This is a genomic window from Leptospira yanagawae serovar Saopaulo str. Sao Paulo = ATCC 700523 (assembly GCF_000332475.2).
Lineage (GTDB): Bacteria > Spirochaetota > Leptospiria > Leptospirales > Leptospiraceae > Leptospira_A > Leptospira_A yanagawae.
In genome coordinates, this window is record NZ_AOGX02000044.1 from 73,199 (window position 1) to 92,407 (window position 19,209).

Consider the following 19,209-nt stretch of genomic DNA (forward strand, 5'->3'; position numbering starts at 1 on the left):
CTCCTTAAATACTGTATGCTGCTTCTATTCCTTCGTAAAATGCTCGTTTGGCGTCAATGTTTCGAGCGTCTTTGGCTCCTCCAATTAGAATTGCCCTTTGATTTGGAAATTTTTTCGAGTATTCTTCATATAAAGAATCTTCTTTTTCTTGCCCAACACAGAGAATAATAGAATCACAAGGATACAAAAACTCATCTCCATTTTTAAAAACTACGATAAGTCCTTCCTTGGTAACTTCCTTGTAACTTAGTCCTTGGTAAAATTCAACCCCTACAGATTCTAACTCTTGTTTGAGTGCCCAAAATGTTGTTGGACCAAGTCCCGCTCCATGTTTTCCATTCCTTCGAAATACTGCTACCTTTCGAGTTACTGTCTCTTTTTGTACAATTGCATTCGTAAAGGATGCGATATTGTATTTTTTATTGTACGATTCCAATGTAGGATCATGATCTTCAGTCAATCGGTGAGCTACATCAACACCAATTCCCCCTCCTCCAATCACAGCGACTCTGTTCCCAGGAACAAATTTTCCTGTCAGATACTCCGCATAACTTCCATGCGGTAATAGTTCTAATCCTTTTAATTGAAACGCCCTTGGAACCACTCCACTTGCAAAAATCACAACATCTGGATTTTGAGATTGGATACTTTGTATCGTAGCCTCTTGGTTCAATTGGATTTTCACTCCAATCTCTTTTAGTTCATTTTTATAATACCGAATGGTTTCATTAAATTCGGATTTTCCTGGAATGTGGGATGCCAATTGGAATTGGCCACCGATTTGATCACGTTTTTCAAAAATGGTAACATCATGTCCCAGTTCTTTGGAAGCACGTGCGGCCTCAAGTCCAGCAGGACCTGTACCTATGACCAATACATTTTTAGGTTTATCTGTTTTATGCACCACATACTTTTCTTCATTCATCGCCATTGGATTCACAATACAAGAAACATGTTTTTCTTGGAAGGCATGATCAAGGCAAGCTTGGTTACAAGCCACACAAGTATTGATTCGATTAGATTGATTTGTTTGTAATTTATGAATGATGTAAGGATCGGCAAGGAAAGGACGAGCCATCGAAATTATATCAACACTTTGTTCTGAAAAAATTTGATGAATCGTTGAGACATCATTCACTCGGTTGGATGCAATAATAGGAACACCTGGTGTTTGTTCTTTGATACGACGAGCAATGGGAACCCACGCACCTCTAGGAACCAACTGGCTAATCGTTGGAACTCTTGATTCATGCCACCCAATACCAATGTTAAGCGCCGTTACGTTTTCATCGCGTAAGGCATTTGATAATCCAACCACTTCTTCAAAACTTGGATTACCAGGTATCAAATCGATTCCAGACATTCTAAACACAATTGGAAATCCTTCCGGCAGATTTTTTTTAACAGCTCGTAACACTTCGATGGAAAAATTCATACGGCGTTTGGCATCTCCACCAAAATAGTCATTTCGGTGATTCGTTACGGGTGAGAAAAATTGGTTGAGTAGATACCCTTCGCTCCCCATGATTTCTACTGCCCCAAAACCTACTTCGTATGCAATTTTTGCCGATCGACCAAAATCCTCTATCGTCTTCCAACATTCCTCTTCAGACAACTCTTTTGGAACATAACGATTGATTGGTGCTCGTATTGCCGAAGGAGCCACACAATTTCTATCAAAGGCATAACGCCCAGCATGGAATAACTGGGCACACATAATCCCTTTCCCAGAGAGTGCCTCGTTCATTAATTTTAATTCATTTGCATGATTTGGATCTAAAAATTGAAAGAATGACTTGGATCCTTTTCCTTCTTCGTTGACACTGATCCCACCTGTCACAATCATTCCAACTCCCCCTTCAAACCGTTTGCCATAAAAAGTTGCCATTCGGTTTGCAACACCTGTTTCGCCTTCCACACCTAAATGCATCGAACCCATAAGAAATCGATTGGGTAAGGTCAGTTTTCCAAGTTGGATGGGGGTAAATGCTTGGTTCATGTAAATTCCTTCAAATATGAAATAATTTACCATTGGTAATATATTTCAATTCAGAAACAAGCAATAATTTACCAACGGTAAATATCTGCTATTCAAATAACCAAAAAGGAATCAAAATGGCCTGAAATGGTGGCAAAAAAATCGAAAGGGAAACCCAAAAAAACTCCTCGGGTCGGCCGTCCGAACAAATTAAACAGCGTTAATGTTCGTGAGACTTTGATCCAAGCAGGAGTTGAGTTATTAGAAACAACTTCACTCGAAGAAATATCACTGAGAAAGGTGGCAGCAAAAGCAGGTGTGAGTCATGTTGCAAGTTACCATCATTTCGAAAACAAACACGCGTTATTTTCTGCAATTGCAGAAATTGGTTTTCAAAAATACTTTGAAACCTATCAGATCGAATTAGAAAAAACTGAAAAAGATTTTAAAGGACGTTACAGAGCCCTAGGTTGGACCTACTTCCAATTCATCATGAACAATCGACAGTTCGCAAGAATTATGTTTGGTGGAATGGGAGTTGAGACAAATTTACATCCTACTTTGTCATCGGTATCTAGAAGAACCTATCGTCAGTTACATGAGATTATTAGAATGGGCCAAAACTTAGGTTATCTTGAGAAAGGCCAAACCAGAGAAAAAACTTTGGCATCATGGGCAATGATCCATGGCATTGCCATGTTGTTTTTAGAAGGTAGACTTCAAATGAAAAATGATATAAATGAAATGGAAAAATTTATCCAAACTGTAACAGAATACGCTTACAATGGAATGAAAATCTAACTACTGTTTTACTTTGCATACTTCTGGGAAATAATTGAGTAGATACGATATCGTTGCTTTTTTTGCCTCAGCTACCATCCAAGGGGTAAAATCACCATAGGTTCGATAGGATAATTTCAAAAGTGAATCGGCAATCGAGATCGCAACACCAAATACTTGGTCTAAGGTATCTAAATTATCCAATTGGAATTTTTGAACTAACCCTTCTTTGGTGAGATTCGCCAATTTTGCATCCAACTCTTGCCCAACGAGTCTCATTTCGGGATTACTCATTCGATAACCATAAATGAGTCTTGGGAATGCAATTTCAGAATTGGTCACTTCTACAGCTACGTCAATGGATTTTTCGATGTATTCTTTCCATGTTTGAAACGTTTCATTTTTTAATGCGATCAGTTTTTCAACGACACCTTCTGAATGTAACAAACGAATTCCATGAAAGATCGCTTCTACATTTGGGAAAAAATGATACGCTGATGGCCTTGGAATTTTTGCTTTTTTACAAATATCAGCAAAACTAATTTCTTCTGGATTTTTTTCTCGTAAGAGTTCAAACGCAATCGATAGAAGTTGGGCGCGGCGGTTCCTACCTTGTTTACTTGTGAATTTAAACGGCCTTGATGCAAGGTCAGGAGAGAGGGATGCGTCTACCAATTTATCCATAGTACGAGCATCTTAGGGAATCTCACCCAGTCAATCCCGTTGCAAATAAAAATACCTGACCCTTCTCGGGCCAGGCGAGGTGAATGTTCAGATGATTATTGGATCGTAAAGTTGTTTGTGACCCCTTGGTAGGCGGTTATGGCTCCAGTCCATCCAGATTTCCAATGGCCACGATGTCGAATACGGTAGGTACCTTTTGGATACGACTTTGTATCCCATGTTGTTGTGATTTTCGAATATGCGATCCCATCTCTTTGCCATTTATAAGTTGTGGATGGATCATTGTCACGTGCCACAACAGTCCAACTAGAACCATTTTGACGTTCAATATCAACAAAGCTACTACCAATTAACATATTGTTTTTAGGATGAGCGCCCCAAAAAACAGCCGTTACTTTTGCACCACTTGCATATGTCGAAGCCGGTTGAGTAAAAACATTTCCAAAACTTTTAAAAAGTGGTACGTCATCAAATACGACTCCAGTTTGAAATGTAACTTGGAAATTTGTGAGATCAGGAGGTGTAGGTCCACTTGGAACCGTTGTCCCATATCGTAATGCGTTTGCAAGTTTCCCGAATTCTTGTTCATAAGCTTTCAATGTATGGGGACCAAATTGAGTAGATGCTCCTTCATATTGTTGAGAAGAATACTCTTCTCTTGTTGTGAGATAGGATGTATAAGAATTAGAAAGTGCCGCAACAACGGTGTAATCATTTTCCAAAATATTATTCACGAGGGAACGAATCCTTCTCCCTGCCATTGTCGATACTTCAGCAGGGATCGCTAAAATCGATAAATTTCCAATTTTTATAATTTGGAGTGGGATGATTGGTGGTGTCCAAGGGTTCCCATCAAAACTAGCTACTCCAGTAGGAATGAGAACCGGTTTCTCCGCATGACAAAGTTTATACGACTCACTAACAGAACTTGGCCATAAAACACCAAGTACACCACCAAGGAAACTTGCCTTAAATGCATCTGCAGCATTTGAATTCCAATCGAGTGAATCAACAGTAGTTCCTTCATCAAAAAAATCAACTGATACAGCATTATCTTCAACACTACCCGCTGAAAATGAAGCTCCCATACCAGCAGGGCAAGTGGTGGTTCCCACACTGCTTACATATAAATTTGAGAAATTAACATACGTGTGTCGAAAGTCAACAGATCCCGAAACTTGGGTATTCGCTGATTGGTAAAGACTCATTGCCTTCTGGTATTGTTTGTCTGCTATGATATTTTGTCTGGCATAATCATTCACACCATCCGCAGGACCCCATAAATTCGGAGTTACATCTCCCGAATTGGACTGAGCAAAAGCTGCTACAAAAGTTTGATTTGCAGAATAATTTGTTCCTTTGTTTTTTTCAAATAAATAAGAAGCCAAACCCTTATTGTCTCCACCTATGAGTTTGTTTGTAGGACCCACGTTGGTTGGATGTACTGCAAACCAGTTCACCATACCAAGTTCTCTACCATCGGCAGCAACCAATTTTAAAACTGTCATCGTTTGGTCAACGTTGGAAGCATAAAAATTTCGTTCACTAATTGGGTTTTTATCATAAGCTACAACGGAACGATTTTTACTAGCATCTGTTAGTTCCCCTTGATTGATATACACATTACCTGGCACTAAATTTTGATGGGCCAATTTGATTGATTTATAAATTCCGTTCACAATCACATCAAAGTTTTCTTTTATGAAACCTGAAGTGGTTGCATTGTATAAAAAATAATGTGAATACCCACCAGGACCACTATGAGTGTGTGTAGCTGATAACAAAACATTTGCTTCCGAATAAAATGGAGCAAGTTCTGAATCCGTTGCTATCTTTTTACTAACAGCTTGTTTGATAGACTGAAATATCATACCTAAATCAGCACTTACAAAGACCACACGTTTAGAAACATCACCGATGATATAAGCTCTCGACCAAAGGCGCATATAAATCCCTTCTGTCTTTTGAGCAGTTTCTGCAAATCCCATCATCCCAACTTCTGCCGCAGGTCCAGTGATATCGGCAATTCCTACACCAATTAAATATGGCGACGAACCAAGACTTGGCGCTACAACACGACCCATTCCCCCATTAGATAACAGATCCGAACCATTTTCATTCGTTGTTTGTGTTTCATTTGCGCCAACTAAACTGAGTAAGGCGGAATTGGATTGTGATGATTTTTTGTCGGAACAAACCAACAAAAAAAGGCAGGATACAATGGATACACTCACGCGAACCCAAGGAATCATTTTGGAATTCATATACTCTCTCCGAATCTAAATTTCTCAATCTAACTTTTTTTCGCATGAATCCATCCGAAGGAATCCCTTGGGCCAATTCTGGAGGATAAGTCTAAACGATGTTAAAAATATGGCAATTAAATAATCGACAGCAGTCGGGTATTATTTGAGCAGTGTTCAGATATTGGGATTATTTGCCGATTCTTCGCAAACTGTCTTTTTGGTTTGGAAAAAATGATGGTATTAGTGTGTCATTTTTTAATCAACACATGTCGGCTAATAGTATGGAACTGTCCAGAATCGTGAAATGCGAGCCCGAGGAAACTATGGAACACCCAAACGAACCACGTTCATATAAAAAACAATTTACTAGTTTGATACTAGTCACCTTACATTTGTATTGTGCGCCCAAAGAGGAGGGGATTAAAAATCTACTTCCCTTATTACAATCATCAAATGTCACACAAGTTGACCCAGCAGTGACGAATGGAATTAGAAATTTGAATGTTTCTTCTTCCCTATTGCATGACTTCAATTACATCGACTCTTCCGAAGAAAGAGAACTTTCTGTAACAAATAAATCCTACGGGGATTGGATTGATGCCATTTGGATCGACGGACTAGGACGTGAAGTATCCTTTCGCGGTTTTAATGTTTCTGGGAATGTAAAATTAGCAGAACATGGATTTAAAGCATTCCGGAATGCAAACGATGCGGAAGAGGCATTCAAGGGCCTCTCAAAAACAACTGGATCGAATATGATTCGTTATACGATTGCGTGGGAAGGTGTCCATCCAGAAGTTGATACCTTTGATGAATCTTATTTAAATGAAGTGGTAACACAAATTAAAAAAGCCACTTCAAAACGAATTTATGTTTTGGTTGATTACCACCAAGACTTATTCTCGAGAAACCTCTTCAATCAAAATTCATGGCACACAGGGAATGGTGCCCCACTTTGGATCACCAAAAATGGAAATTATCCAAAAGAATATTGTGGGATTGTTTGTGCTAGTTGGAGCCAAAACAATTTAACAAATGAGGCTATACGAAGAGCATTCCGAAATTTTTGGAATAATGCACCCGTAAATACTTCAGCTGGTGTTCGTTATATGCAGACGAAATACCTCTGGGATGATTTGGATCCAGATGAGAACGAATCTTCGTCTTATCATTACGCTCTGATCGTAAACAAAGAAAACACAACCTATCCATTATCAACTTTGTTAGAACTCCAATCGAAATTAAACCAAAGGGTAATATCCGAAGGGAAAAGTCCCATTTATATGATTGGAAAAATGACTTACGGAGGTTATCCGAATGAACTGTAAAAGAGTTTGTATCAAAAACATTACCAATACAAAAATAAAAGAGATACAATAGAAGATACACTGAACCACCTAAACTCAATTTCCTTTGTTAAGGTGGTTTTAATTCATTGGGTGTGATAATTTATGTTTTTACGACATCCCAAATACCCGATTTTGCTGTCTCCTTCACATAATTCGTAAAATCTTTCGGTTTTTTACCCATCACTTTCTCAAAATCGTCCACTACAGATTCATTCCTTCCATCTAAAACAGTTTCAAACAAATAGCGAATGAGCCAAATGGTTTCTTGGTCCAAACCATATTCATTTAACATAGTGACGTATGCATCCAATGGAATTTCTTCGTAAGATATGGTCTCATTCAATTCCTTTGCAATTTGACCAAACGCATCTTGGAAACTTAGTAGTGTTGGTCCAGTTAACTCATATTTTTTTCCAATATGAACATTTTTCACCAAAGCATCAACGGCAAGATCAGTTAAATCTTCCAAATCGACGAACGGTTCCGTAGATTTTAGTTTTGGGAAAATTACTTTTCTTTCTAATATCTGACCAAGGAACATCCCTTCACTAAAATTTTGAGAAAACCAACTAGATCGTAAGATGGTCCACTCCAACCCTGAGTTCTCAACTAACTTTTCACAGGCGAAGGCTTCTGGTTCACCTCTACCTGATAGTAAAACTAATCTTTTTACATTGTTTTTTTTAGAAAGTTCGATTAATTTCTGTATATGATGGATTGAATTTGGATGCGCCAAATCAGGTTGGTAAGAAATATAAATTTGGTCGATACCTTGAATCACCTCATCCCATCCTTCTGATTTTTCCCAATCAAATGCGGGTATAGTCTTTCTTCCTCCCAATCGCAATGGATATCTTAATTGGTTGAGTTTATTTACGATTCTAGATCCAGTTTTTCCACTAGATCCTAATATTAATGTTAATGGTTTCATGCCATTAGCTTAACAAAGATATAAAATTAAAAATTGGACAAACCCGACATTGATTCTTTTTTTTCTCTGAATTGAAATGGTTTTTCTTTCGTAAATGATTTAAACTGTCTGATAAAATGAGATTGGTCAGAGTAACCATTATCATAGGCGATCTCAGTTAATTTTGTATTTTCTTCATCTTTTAATTCTTGTAAGCTTGTTTGAAAACGAATGATCGTCGCAAATTGTTTTGGTGTTAAACCTACATATTGTTGGAATTTCCGTTGCAAAGTCCGTTCCGACATTCCAAGCGAACTTGCAATCCTTTTGATCTCACAATTCCCATTTGAGTTCAATATTGTTTCCATACATGTTTGTAATGTGATGTCAGGGGTAAAATTTATAGATTTGTTTAATAAAAATCGAAAGATTGCATCCTTTGCTATCTCAGTTGAATGTTTGTGAATTGAGATTTCAAAATAAGATTCACTTTGCCATTCTGATTTTGGAATGGTCCAACATGAATTCGTAAGTTCTCTTATCGGGATTCCAAATGTTGCTCCAATGAAACTAGGAAAAAGTTGCACCATCATAAAAAAAAATGGACCTTCTATTTCAATCTGAATTGGTTCTAAAGTTTGCCCATAGATAAAAACAGGTTCCATTTCTTTTGAAAGATTTCCAACGATGACTCGAACAGGTGAACGTGAATGAAAAAACGCAAGTCCAGGAATACCATCTGCAAAAAAAGAAAGGGTTTCCTTTTTCTGATGATTTGATTCATAGATGTAAAGGTCTTTTGCCACATATTTTAATTCTTTTGGAATTTTTCCTTTTGTTATGTGGATTTTCATTTTTTTTATGAAATAACTCTTTCAAAAAACTATGTTTGCTTAGACAAAGAGAAGCATCAAATCGATTTCATTTTTTATACTATTTTTTTGAAAACTTGATTTTTGTCACATAACAGGCGTATCCGATTCTAAACTTACTTTTAAATTTGAAAGATTTCGCCATTTACAGAAATGATCACGATCTGAAATCGTGTAATTGCACATGGAATTTTCAATCTTAGATTTAGTTTTTATCAACCAAGGGGAAACTCCACGGGATGCAATCCAAAACAGTGTCCAGATTGCAAAAGCTTCTGAATCATTGGGATACAATCGAATTTGGATCGCTGAACATCATAATTTCCCTTCGATTGCCAGTGCAGCCACTTCAGTAGTCATCGGTCATATTGCTAGTCATACAAAAAGAATTCGAGTGGGAGCTGGTGGAATCATGTTACCCAACCATTCTCCGCTAGTCATCGCAGAACAATTTGGAACTTTAGAAAGTTTATACCCAAATCGAATTGATTTAGGATTGGGGAGAGCACCTGGAACTGACCAACTCACCTTACGAGCATTACGCAGAGATCCCATGGCTTCTCAACATTTTCCAGAAGATGTGAAAGAATTACTCGAATACTTATCCTCTGATCGTGAAGAAGGAAAAGTAAATGCTATCCCTGGATTTGGAACCAATGTGCCTGTTTGGATATTAGGTTCAAGTTTGTTTGGCGCCCAACTGGCTGCATTACTCGGATTACCATTTGCGTTTGCTTCACATTTTGCTCCCACTCATCTGAAGGATGCCGTTACAATTTACCAAAAACAATTTAGACCTTCTCAATACTTGGGCAAACCGTATGTAATGATGGCAATGAATGTCGTTGCCGCTGATACGGAAGAAGAAGCAAAATTTTTATTCACAAGTGTTGAACAGTCCTTCCTTGGAATTTTAAGAAACAAACGAACCCCTTTCCCTCCACCGGTATCCAATATGGATTCTCTTTGGTCAGAAGCTGAAAAACAAATGGCCCAACAAATGTTATCAATTTCTGCAGTTGGTACACAAGAAACCATCATCTCCAAAATCAAAGATTTAACAGATGGGCTAAATATTAACGAAATTATGGTTGTCTCTTCCATTTACGAAATCAAAAAAAGAATTCACTCATTGGAATTGTTAATGGCAATTAAAGATGAAATCACAACGAAGGTTTCAGTAAAGTAACAACCTTTTTTCCTTGTTTTTCTCTTTATTTTTGATTCTATCTTTCCAAAGGATTGTCTTTGGTTTCTTGGCAATCAGGAAGGAACGGTGAAACAACCTATCTCTATTTACCTTTGGATTTGTTTTTGTATTTTCGTTTTTGGATCTTGCGAAAGGGGATACATACGATCTAACTTAAAAGAAAAATTCCAGAAGAAAATGAAGGAGTTACCTGCTCCTAAATCATCTACCGATTTAGCAAGTCCCATCACACTTCCAGGTGATTATGTATTTTCTTTAAACCACAAAGATCAAATTCGTTATTATAAAATCCATGTTCCCAAATCTTACTCAGGCGACAAGTTAGTCCCCCTCTTATTCGTGTTTCATGGTGGTGGTGGGGATATGGAAATCCAATCAAATGAAGAATATTACCATCAAATTACGAAGTCCGAGGAACTTGGACATATTGTCATTTTTCCCAATGGTTATAGTGTATACCAATCAGGAAAGATCGCAACTTGGAATGCAGGGAATTGTTGTGGAGAGGCAAAAAAAATAAATAGTGATGATATAGGTTTTGTCAAAGCCATTTTAGTTCATGTAAAACAAACATTAAAGGTTGATTCCAAAAAAATCTTTTCAACGGGTATGTCAAATGGCGCAATGATGTCATACCAACTTGCCTGTTCAATGACAGACGAATTTTTAGCCATTACTGCCGTTGCAGGAACTGATAATACCATTGATTGCCGGCCAACGAAACCAATTTCGATTTTTCATATCCATGCAAAAAACGATGACAAAGTTTTATTTTATGGTGGAGCAGGTTCCAGTTTTACTGACAGGACTCTCATTACAGATTTTGTTTCGGTTCCAAAAACGATATCCAAATGGGTAGAGTTCAATGGATGTAATCCGAAACCAAACATAGTTCTCAATACAGAAGAAGTCAAATGTGAAGAATATTCTGAATGCAAAGGTGGCGTCAAAGTGAAACTTTGTGTTACGGAAGACGGAGGACATTCTTGGCCCGGTGGGAAAAAACCCTCTATTTTGTTAGGCGGAGGGCCACCTTCAAAAGCAATCATTGCCAACGATGTTATGTGGGATTTTTTTAATTCTCTATAATTAAATTGGAAATCTTCCATTAGCTTTCCTGAATTAATTAAAATTATTTAATTATAGTTGCCATGGTAGATCCAAAAGCCTACGAGTCATTCTGTATTCGAAGGCCAAAACTTCCATACACTGGAAACACAAACAGTCGTTATATTGTATTGCCAAATATTCAGTTTCAGCTTTCGTCAACTGAACATTTGTACATTGGCAAAGTTGGATGGAACCAACTTTGCATTCGAATATTCGCAAACAATGAGGACAAATTTTATCTTCGTGTTTCCTATTCAAATTTTGATTTTCATTTGGATTTGGAACGTCTTGTGAATTTACAATCTCTTTCATGATGCGACTCCTAATTTGTTTGAATCACATCAATGGTACAATGGTGATCCGGCTAAATTGTCCGGGACCCTTTCTATGAAAGAACGAATGATCGTGTACGGGCGAATCATTTGTGGGAAGATCCGACTTTTTCAAACCAAAGATGAAGGAATGAAATTTACGGTTGCACCGTCAGTTGAGGAATTGCACCTCATTCCTCCCGGAATGGTATTCAGAGAACTAGATGCCTAAGTTTTGTCAATTCAGTGTTTTTAAAATCGATTAGATTTCCTTTAAAAACTACATTAAATCACTTATCCTTTAACTTCAATTCTCAGGGATTACTTTTTCCTGTGATAGGGAATGGGTTTCGTTTGGCATTTGGTCTTTTAAAAGGACACCAGATTTTTTCTGTGCCAAAGATTCCTGAATCAGATACATTGTTTTTTTCACTGCAAGAGGAATGGGAAGGCCCATAGGTCTCACATTTGAGATACAATTCCGACTTTCATCCGTATTACCCAATTTCGGCTCATAAGTTAAATAAATTCCTAAACTATCGGCAGCGCTGAGTCCTGGTCTTTCCCCAATGATTACAAGACAAATTTTTGCACGTAATCTTTCAGCAATTTCATCACCAAGGGCAACCCTACCCCATTTTGCGATGACGAGTGGAGAAAGATTCAATTTTGTTTTTTGAATTTCTGCAAACAAAAGTTCTAAAAAAGGTATTAAGTTTTCATCGATCGCTTCAGCTGACAATCCATCAATGCACACAATGCTTAAATCAGATCCGTTTTGTGTTGGTATTAAATCTACATTTGATCCTTCTAAAAGACTTCGTCCCAAATCTGGCCTTAATAAATATTCTTGTTTGGAAGATACTTTACTTTTTACAAAAATGTTTTTGATTCCATATTTTGAAGAAAGTTGATTTGTTTGTTCTTCGATCAATTCCCAATTCGGCTCAAGTAAAACAGCATCCTTTGCCTTGGCATGGTCTAAACGAAACTTTAACATTTCATTGGTGGAAATTGAACCACCTGACCGATTTAAACCAATCCTTGCTTGAGTGAATTGTTTCCATTTCTCCAAACTTGACATTAAATTTAAAACCTCATTTCATTTTCAAACATAGAAACAATTTGATTTTCCACCGGTAAAAATTTTTGACCGTTAGAAAAAATACCGTAGTCAACCAACCATTGTTCAAACTCAGGTGTCGGTTTTAAACCCAAAACTTGCCTTAAATATAAAGCATCGTGAAAGGATGTACTTTGGTAAGATAACATTACATCATCGGCACCTGGAATTCCCATTATAAAATTACATCCCGCGACACCAAGCAGAGTGAGTAAAGTATCCATATCATCTTGATCAGCATCAGCATGATTGGTGTAACAAATATCAACCCCCATTGGTAATCCCATTAATTTTCCACAAAAATGGTCCTCTAAACCAGCACGAATGATTTGTTTTCCATTGTATAAATATTCAGGTCCAATAAATCCAACGACCGTATTCACTAGTAATGGAGAAAACTTTCTGGCAACTGCATACGCTCGTACCTCCAATGTTTGTTGGTCAACTCCATGGTGAGCACCTGCAGACAAAGCACTCCCTTGACCAGTTTCAAAATACATCACATTTTGACCGATATTTCCTCGTTTTAAAGATAGTGCCATATCGTGTGCTTCCGCGAGTAAATCTAAGTTAATACCAAAACTTTTATTTAATGCCTCAGTACCTCCAATGGATTGAAATACCAAATCCAATGGTGCTCCTTTTTTCATTACTTCGATGGAAGTAGTAACGTGTGTTAGGATACATGATTGGGTAGGGATTTTGTAGGTTTGAATGATTTGATCCAACATCTCCAATAAGGAAATACAAGTAGGAACATGATCTGTGGCCGGATTAATTCCAATCACTGCATCACCACTCCCAAGGAGTAATCCATCCAAAATACTGGCAGCGATCCCTTTTGGATCATCCGTTGGATGGTTTGGCTGCAATCGTACGGATAATCGACCAGGCAAACCTATAGTGTTCCTAAATTTTGAAACAACTCGAATTTTTTGACTCACAAGAATTAAATCTTGGTTTGACATTAATTTGGAAACTGCTGCCACCATTTCTGCTGTGAGGGCCATACGAATAGATTCTAAAAGGATTCCATCGGTATGCTCAGAAAGTAAAAAATCTCGAAATCCACCAACAGTTAAATGTGAAATGGTTTTAAATTTTTCTTTGTCATGAGAGTCAAATATAAGTTTTGTCACCTCATCTATGTTTGCTGGTATTAATTCAGTATTCAAAAATTCAGAAAGGTAAATATCAGCGAGTACCATTTGGGCGGCGATACGTTCTTCTTGACTTTTTGCAGCAATTCCGGCCAACAAATCTCCGGAGCGCAGTGGAGTTGCTTTCGCCATTACATCTTTGAGGTCTTTGAATTGGTAAGTTCTTCTGCCGAGTATAATATGAAAACTCATAGAGACACTATAACTTAATTTTTTTCATTCGAATACTACTTTTCCTAGTGTGATTGGCATTACCGTTGGTGAAAATTTTGTCTAAAAACTGAACAAATGAAAAAAGCCCTACTCATTCTTGGGAACCAACTCTTTGATCTCTCAAAAAAGATAACAAAAGAAAAACGGTCTGAATACATCGTGTTTATGCGAGAAGAAAAAGAGCTATGTACCTACTTCCAATTCCACAAACAAAAAATTCTCTTTTTCTTTTTGGCAATGCGAGCTTATGCAAATGAATTAGAAACTTTTGGATTTACCGTTCATTATGAAAAATTTGGAGATCATTCCGAAACATATGAAACAAAGTTTCTTAGATTTTTAAGCGCAAATTCTATTTCTGAAGTCCATTTTTTTGAAATCGAAGATCATTTTTTTGAATTAAGAATGAAAGATCTACTGGATAAAAATAAATACCAATGGATAGAACATAAGTCTCCCATGTTTTTAACCAAAAGGTCTGAATTTAAATTTTACTTAAAGTCGGTTCGTAAACCTTTTATGAAAACATTTTATGAATCACAACGTAAAAAACAAAATATTTTAATCGATGTGGATGGGCAACCAACCGGAGGAAAATGGAGTTTTGATTCAGAAAACAGAAAGAAATTACCAAAGTCATACAAAGCTCCAGAAATTCCGAAAATAAAATTTTCTAAAGAAGAACTTGAAGTTTTTTCTCTGGTGGAGTCTCAGTTTCCCAATCATCCAGGGAATACAAAACTTTTTTGGTTACCGACAACGAGAAACGGAGCAAAACAATGGTTAAATCATTTCGTTAGAGAGAGATTGGATCAATTTGGTCCTTATGAAGACGCTTTTTCTTTGGAATACCCCTTTTTACAACATTCAGTTCTCACACCATTTTTAAATACTGGACTACTAACTCCGGAGGAAGTCATTGATACAACAATTCATTTTGCAAACAAAAACAATATTCCGATCGCCTCATTAGAAGGATTCCTCCGCCAAATCATTGGTTGGCGAGAATTTATTAGGGGAATTTATCAAAACTTTGATGAGGAACAAACGAATAAGAATTATTTTTCTCATACCAGACATATCACCAAACACTGGTATAATGGTACAACTGGTATCCCCCCACTTGACCACGTAATACATAAATGCCAAAGGTATGGTTATGCACATCACATCGAACGGTTGATGGTTGTAGGTTCTCTTATGTTACTTTTAGAAATTTCACCTAAAGAAGCCTATCGATGGTTTATGGAAATGTTTATCGATTCTTCTGATTGGGTAATGGGACCAAATGTATATGGGATGGCGATTTACAGTGACGGTGGAATTTTTGCAACGAAACCTTATTTTTGCGGATCCAACTATTACCAAAAAATGGGGAACTTTCCCAAGGGAGAATGGGAACAAGCAGTAGATGGATTGTATTGGTCGTTTATCGAAAAACACAAAGAACTTTTTTCCAAAAACCCAAGAACTTCCGTCCTCGTGGGAAATTTAAACCGAATGCAAACGGAACGAAAGGAAACATTATACCAAATTGCAAAGGTTTGGAAGGAGAAATTAACAACAACAGCACCAATACCGTGAGGGTTCATTTTGATTCCGAATGGATTTTTTCCCTTTCGGATCAATTCTACCGCATATCGTACGAATCGTCGGGGGAACCATTTCGGGCCGGTATCCATTCCGATATAGATGAAAAAATTCTATTCACTGAAATTTTACGTTCCAAAAAAATTTTTACCCAATGAATCCTTCCCGTAAGAGAAAATTTTCCCTCGCAGATCATTTGCTCTTAGTGCATACTTATCTCCCATAGCAAATTTCCATCCAAACACATCCAAACGCATCCAATGACGAGACCTTCTCAAAATCCATTGGAGAATTGAATTCAGAAAAATTTTCCTATCCAGTTGACATTTCTCTTCAAGAAAGCTATGCCCGACGGAAATTTAGATTGAATCTAAAAATTTTGCTTGCCTTTTCATTTGGACTAAATCTAAATTTAAACTAAATCTAGAAAGAGAAGGTCAGTATGAGAAATAGAACCCGTTTCACAATCGCCCTCCTTGTATTGGTGCTTGGGCCTGTTGGCGCCGCTGATACCAAGGAAACCACTGGGATGGACCGTCAAAATATACCCAACCAATTTTGGTGGCCAGAACGTTTGGACTTGGCTCCACTCCGACAACATGCATCCGAATCAAACCCTCTGGGACGCCAATTCAACTACGCCAAAGAATTTAAGGATTTGGACATCCAAACCCTGAAACAAGAAATCAAAACAGTTATGACGACCTCGCAAGATTGGTGGCCAGCTGATTATGGCCATTACGGGCCTTTTTTCATCCGTATGGCATGGCATAGTGCGGGAACCTATCGGATCTTCGATGGACGTGGAGGTGCTGGTGGTGGCCAACAACGTTTTGAGCCACTCAACAGTTGGCCAGACAATGCCAACCTCGACAAAGCTCGTAGATTGTTATGGCCGATTAAAAAGAAATACGGTAAAAAAATCTCTTGGGCTGACCTCATGGTGTTAACGGGTAACGTTGCTCTAGAATCCATGGGATTTAAAACCTATGGTTTTGCTGGTGGAAGGACTGATGATTGGGAAGCAGACTTAGTGTACTGGGGACCTGAAAAAAAATTCTTAGAAGATGAAAGGTATAAAGGCAATCGAGAATTAAAAAATCCACTCGCTGCCGTACAAATGGGATTAATTTACGTGAACCCAGAAGGACCAAATGGAAATCCAGACCCACTAGCAGCCGCTAAAGACATTCGTGAAACCTTTGGTCGTATGGCTATGAACGATGAAGAAACGGTAGCACTCATTGCTGGTGGACATACATTTGGAAAAGCACATGGTAAAGCAGACCCATCGAAACATGTCGGAAAAGAACCAGCAGCAGCAGGGATCGAAGAACAAGGATTTGGTTGGAAAAATAATTACAAAAAAGGCAATGCAGAAGACACTATCACAAGTGGATTAGAAGGTGCTTGGACTGCGAACCCAACAAAGTGGACAACACAATACCTCAATAACCTTTTTGGTTTCGAGTGGGTGCAAACAAAAAGTCCTGCAGGTGCTATCCAATGGATTCCAAAAGATGGAGCCGGTGCGAATATGGTTCCAGATGCACATGACAAATCGTTACGCCACGCTCCTATCATGTTCACAACTGACTTGGCATTAAAATTTGATCCAAGTTATAAAGTGATCGCTAAACGATTCCAAGAAAACCCGAAAGAATTCGAACTGGCTTTCGCAAAAGCTTGGTTTAAACTAACCCACAGAGATATGGGACCTCTCACTCGTTATATCGGGAAAGATTTACCTAAAGAACCATTGATTTGGCAAGACCCTGTTCCTGCCGTAACACATAAGTTAGTTGGTGCAAGAGAAGTGGAAGCCCTCAAAGGCAAAATTCTTAAGTCCGGGCTTACCATACCACAACTTGTGAGAACAGCTTGGGCATCTGCCGCTAGTTTCCGAAGCACGGATATGAGAGGCGGTGCGAACGGAGCTCGCATAAGACTCGCTCCCCAAAAAAATTGGCCAGTCAATGATCCAGAAGAGCTCACAAAGGTTTTGAAGAAATTGGAACAAATCCAAGATGAATTCAACAAATCTGGGAGTAAGATATCCCTTGCAGATCTCATCGTCCTTGCAGGAAACGCTGCCGTAGAAGAAGCAGCAAAAAAAGCTGGAGTTAAGATAACAGTTCCATTTACACCAGGAAGGACTGATGCCACCATCGAACAAACGGATGAATATTCTTTTTCTGTATTGGAACCAAAAGCGGATGCCTTCCGTAACTACTACGGACCTGGAAACTACATGTCACCTACCGAAATGTTAGTCGACCGAGCGAATATGTTGTCACTTTCTATTCCAGAAATGACAGTTTTACTCGGTGGAATGCGAACTTTGGATGCAAACTCGGGAAAGTCAAAACATGGAATTCTTACTACCAAACCAGGTGTGTTATCCAATGACTTTTTCGTAAACCTTTTGGATATGTCTACAAAATGGCAAAAATCTTCACAAACAGAAGGAATTTACGAAGGTCTAGACCGCAAAACAGGCAACAAACGATGGACTGCAACTTCTGTTGATTTGATCTTTGGATCTCATTCCGAATTAAGAGCAGTAGCTGAAGTATATGCCGCAGATGATGCAAAAGAAAAGTTTGTAAAAGACTTTGTTTCGGCATGGAACAAAGTGATGATGTTGGATCGATTTGACGTAAAATAAAAAATGAAACAATACAATCGCAAACAATTTCTTTTGAAATCGATTGTTCTTTCTACTACACTCTCCCTTGTTCTGGGGGAGAGTGTCCTTTTAGGAAAAGAAAAGAAAAAAGAAAATCCCTCTTTTCCTTTACCAGAAGGTACAACGCCAGTAGCAGAGAATGATCCCACAGCACAGGCATTAGGTTTCCACCAGAATGCAAATGACACCGACTTTACGTTGTTCCCAGATAGAAAATTACCTCAGTCGAAAAATCAAATTTGTTTACACTGTGCTCAGTTTACAAAATTAAATGATGGTTGGGGCAAATGTAATATCTTATCTGCGGGAGTTGTATCCAATCAAGGTTGGTGTTCCGCTTGGTCAAAAAAATCATAAATCCTTGGTCCAATCCTTTTTCTAAACACAGAAGGATTTAAGTGATTGGATCAAATTTATTTCCATTCACAATTCGAAACATCCACCTTTTCAAAAACCCAAGGTTTGTGTGCATGTTTCGCATTTTTATCTTCGATTAAATCAAAGGAAATGGCATTAGGAGAAAAACTTGTAAATACCAAATAGAAATCTTGGTCTTTCATTTTCGTTCGTTTTGGACATAGGTCGACACCTTCTGCTTTTAAAAATGGGTACTGATTTCCACTTTCATCGCGAAACACCATCCCTTCTTTTAACACACAGACTCGTTTCCAATCTGTTGTATGTAATTTTAACTTTGTTTCAGTTTCACTCACACAGATTTGATCGAGAACCACTACTCCTAAAAACCTAGCGGAAAGCGTACAACACTTTGGGCTTATAGACCAATTCCTTTCGTTTACTTTCTCTTTTTCTACGATAGGAGTTTCTGTGATTTGGGTTGGAGGTGATGAACAATTGGAAAATAACGCCAATTGGATTAGAAATACAAATCCTATGAAACGAATGAAGACCATGGAAATACCTAGTTTGTGAGAATTTGTTGGAAATCATGCATTGGAGAACTAAAAAATTCTATCATTTTTT

Annotated in this window: 15 protein-coding genes and 1 pseudogene; 7 read left to right on the forward strand and 9 right to left on the reverse strand. The window is 37.9% G+C overall.

The window, feature by feature from the left end:
- Positions 1-4: 4 nt before the first annotated feature.
- Positions 5-2,005: an oxidoreductase gene (locus LEP1GSC202_RS17820; RefSeq protein WP_208597424.1), complete on the reverse strand. Its 2,001-nt coding sequence runs from the start codon at positions 2,003-2,005 to the stop codon at positions 5-7.
- Between the two features lie 120 nt (positions 2,006-2,125).
- On the opposite strand from LEP1GSC202_RS17820, the gene LEP1GSC202_RS17825 reads away from it, so the two are divergent.
- A complete protein-coding gene (locus tag LEP1GSC202_RS17825; RefSeq protein ID WP_015679109.1) occupies positions 2,126-2,779 on the forward strand; it encodes a TetR/AcrR family transcriptional regulator in 654 nt (217 codons plus the stop codon).
- Here LEP1GSC202_RS17825 and LEP1GSC202_RS17830 read toward each other — a convergent pair whose 3' ends face one another.
- Together LEP1GSC202_RS17830 and LEP1GSC202_RS17835 are read right to left on the reverse strand one after the other, a co-directional pair.
- The gene (locus tag LEP1GSC202_RS17830) at positions 2,780-3,442 is read right to left on the reverse strand and encodes a TetR/AcrR family transcriptional regulator (RefSeq protein WP_015679099.1); all 663 of its coding nucleotides are present in this window, start codon (positions 3,440-3,442) and stop codon (positions 2,780-2,782) included.
- 95 nt (positions 3,443-3,537) lie between these two features.
- Positions 3,538-5,706, reverse strand: a complete 2,169-nt coding sequence (locus tag LEP1GSC202_RS17835) for a neutral/alkaline ceramidase (RefSeq protein ID WP_015679128.1) — start codon at positions 5,704-5,706, stop codon at positions 3,538-3,540.
- A 305-nt stretch (positions 5,707-6,011) separates the two neighbouring features.
- Here LEP1GSC202_RS17835 and LEP1GSC202_RS17840 point away from each other — a divergent pair.
- A pseudogene (locus LEP1GSC202_RS17840) lies at positions 6,012-6,818 on the forward strand (cellulase family glycosylhydrolase); the annotation flags it as partial.
- Positions 6,819-7,137: 319 nt separating this feature from the next.
- On the opposite strand, the gene LEP1GSC202_RS17845 reads toward LEP1GSC202_RS17840, so the two are convergent.
- Entirely contained in the window at positions 7,138-7,968 is an 831-nt protein-coding gene (locus tag LEP1GSC202_RS17845; RefSeq protein WP_015679151.1) for an NAD(P)H-binding protein, read from the reverse strand.
- A 26-nt stretch (positions 7,969-7,994) separates the two neighbouring features.
- On the reverse strand, positions 7,995-8,801 hold the full coding sequence (locus tag LEP1GSC202_RS17850; RefSeq protein WP_015679167.1) for an AraC family transcriptional regulator: 807 nt from the start codon (positions 8,799-8,801) through the stop codon (positions 7,995-7,997).
- Between the two features lie 202 nt (positions 8,802-9,003).
- Here LEP1GSC202_RS17850 and LEP1GSC202_RS17855 point away from each other — a divergent pair, with 202 nt between their 5' ends.
- Both LEP1GSC202_RS17855 and LEP1GSC202_RS17860 read left to right on the forward strand, forming a co-directional pair.
- A complete protein-coding gene (locus LEP1GSC202_RS17855; protein WP_015679150.1) occupies positions 9,004-10,008 on the forward strand; it encodes an LLM class flavin-dependent oxidoreductase in 1,005 nt (334 codons plus the stop codon).
- 198 nt (positions 10,009-10,206) lie between these two features.
- Positions 10,207-11,118, forward strand: a complete 912-nt coding sequence (locus tag LEP1GSC202_RS17860; RefSeq protein WP_015679170.1) for a CE1 family esterase — start codon at positions 10,207-10,209, stop codon at positions 11,116-11,118.
- Between the two features lie 51 nt (positions 11,119-11,169).
- On the opposite strand, the gene LEP1GSC202_RS19770 is transcribed toward LEP1GSC202_RS17860, so the two are convergent.
- The 3 genes from LEP1GSC202_RS19770 to LEP1GSC202_RS17880 all read right to left on the reverse strand — a co-directional run bounded on the left by LEP1GSC202_RS19770 (position 11,170) and on the right by LEP1GSC202_RS17880 (position 13,925).
- Positions 11,170-11,451, reverse strand: a complete 282-nt coding sequence (locus LEP1GSC202_RS19770) for a cysteine-rich CWC family protein (RefSeq protein WP_083930049.1) — start codon at positions 11,449-11,451, stop codon at positions 11,170-11,172.
- Positions 11,452-11,757: 306 nt separating this feature from the next.
- Entirely contained in the window at positions 11,758-12,534 is a 777-nt protein-coding gene (gene eutC / locus LEP1GSC202_RS17875) for an ethanolamine ammonia-lyase subunit EutC (protein ID WP_015679158.1), read from the reverse strand.
- A gap of 5 nt (positions 12,535-12,539) precedes the next feature.
- Positions 12,540-13,925, reverse strand: coding sequence for an ethanolamine ammonia-lyase subunit EutB (locus tag LEP1GSC202_RS17880; protein WP_015679138.1), 1,386 nt, complete (start codon positions 13,923-13,925; stop codon positions 12,540-12,542).
- Between the two features lie 96 nt (positions 13,926-14,021).
- On the opposite strand from LEP1GSC202_RS17880, the gene LEP1GSC202_RS17885 reads away from it, so the two are divergent.
- The 3 genes from LEP1GSC202_RS17885 to LEP1GSC202_RS17895 all read left to right on the forward strand — a co-directional run bounded on the left by LEP1GSC202_RS17885 (position 14,022) and on the right by LEP1GSC202_RS17895 (position 18,582).
- Positions 14,022-15,530, forward strand: a complete 1,509-nt coding sequence (locus LEP1GSC202_RS17885; protein ID WP_015679119.1) for a cryptochrome/photolyase family protein — start codon at positions 14,022-14,024, stop codon at positions 15,528-15,530.
- A gap of 448 nt (positions 15,531-15,978) precedes the next feature.
- Positions 15,979-18,204, forward strand: a complete 2,226-nt coding sequence (katG, locus tag LEP1GSC202_RS17890; RefSeq protein WP_015679089.1) for a catalase/peroxidase HPI — start codon at positions 15,979-15,981, stop codon at positions 18,202-18,204.
- A 3-nt stretch (positions 18,205-18,207) separates the two neighbouring features.
- Positions 18,208-18,582: a high-potential iron-sulfur protein gene (locus tag LEP1GSC202_RS17895; RefSeq protein ID WP_015679125.1), complete on the forward strand. Its 375-nt coding sequence runs from the start codon at positions 18,208-18,210 to the stop codon at positions 18,580-18,582.
- Between the two features lie 56 nt (positions 18,583-18,638).
- Here LEP1GSC202_RS17895 and LEP1GSC202_RS20290 read toward each other — a convergent pair whose 3' ends face one another.
- Positions 18,639-19,139, reverse strand: coding sequence for a hypothetical protein (locus LEP1GSC202_RS20290; protein WP_015679121.1), 501 nt, complete (start codon positions 19,137-19,139; stop codon positions 18,639-18,641).
- Positions 19,140-19,209 lie beyond the last annotated feature (70 nt).

Bases quoted from the DNA above. Each gene is read 5' to 3' on its own strand.
- LEP1GSC202_RS17860 (WP_015679170.1), top strand. From the start codon at position 10,207: ATGAAGGAGTTACCTGCTCCTAAATCATCTACCGATTTAGCAAGTCCC.
- LEP1GSC202_RS17830 (WP_015679099.1), bottom strand. From the start codon at position 3,442: ATGGATAAATTGGTAGACGCATCCCTCTCTCCTGACCTTGCATCAAGG.
- katG (WP_015679089.1), top strand. From the start codon at position 15,979: ATGAGAAATAGAACCCGTTTCACAATCGCCCTCCTTGTATTGGTGCTT.
- LEP1GSC202_RS17825 (WP_015679109.1), top strand. From the start codon at position 2,126: ATGGTGGCAAAAAAATCGAAAGGGAAACCCAAAAAAACTCCTCGGGTC.
- LEP1GSC202_RS17855 (WP_015679150.1), top strand. From the start codon at position 9,004: ATGGAATTTTCAATCTTAGATTTAGTTTTTATCAACCAAGGGGAAACT.
- LEP1GSC202_RS20290 (WP_015679121.1), bottom strand. From the start codon at position 19,139: ATGGTCTTCATTCGTTTCATAGGATTTGTATTTCTAATCCAATTGGCG.
- LEP1GSC202_RS17850 (WP_015679167.1), bottom strand. From the start codon at position 8,801: ATGAAAATCCACATAACAAAAGGAAAAATTCCAAAAGAATTAAAATAT.
- LEP1GSC202_RS17880 (WP_015679138.1), bottom strand. From the start codon at position 13,925: ATGAGTTTTCATATTATACTCGGCAGAAGAACTTACCAATTCAAAGAC.
- LEP1GSC202_RS19770 (WP_083930049.1), bottom strand. From the start codon at position 11,451: ATGAAAGAGATTGTAAATTCACAAGACGTTCCAAATCCAAATGAAAAT.
- LEP1GSC202_RS17895 (WP_015679125.1), top strand. From the start codon at position 18,208: ATGAAACAATACAATCGCAAACAATTTCTTTTGAAATCGATTGTTCTT.
- LEP1GSC202_RS17835 (WP_015679128.1), bottom strand. From the start codon at position 5,706: ATGAATTCCAAAATGATTCCTTGGGTTCGCGTGAGTGTATCCATTGTA.
- LEP1GSC202_RS17845 (WP_015679151.1), bottom strand. From the start codon at position 7,968: ATGAAACCATTAACATTAATATTAGGATCTAGTGGAAAAACTGGATCT.
- LEP1GSC202_RS17885 (WP_015679119.1), top strand. From the start codon at position 14,022: ATGAAAAAAGCCCTACTCATTCTTGGGAACCAACTCTTTGATCTCTCA.
- eutC (WP_015679158.1), bottom strand. From the start codon at position 12,534: ATGTCAAGTTTGGAGAAATGGAAACAATTCACTCAAGCAAGGATTGGT.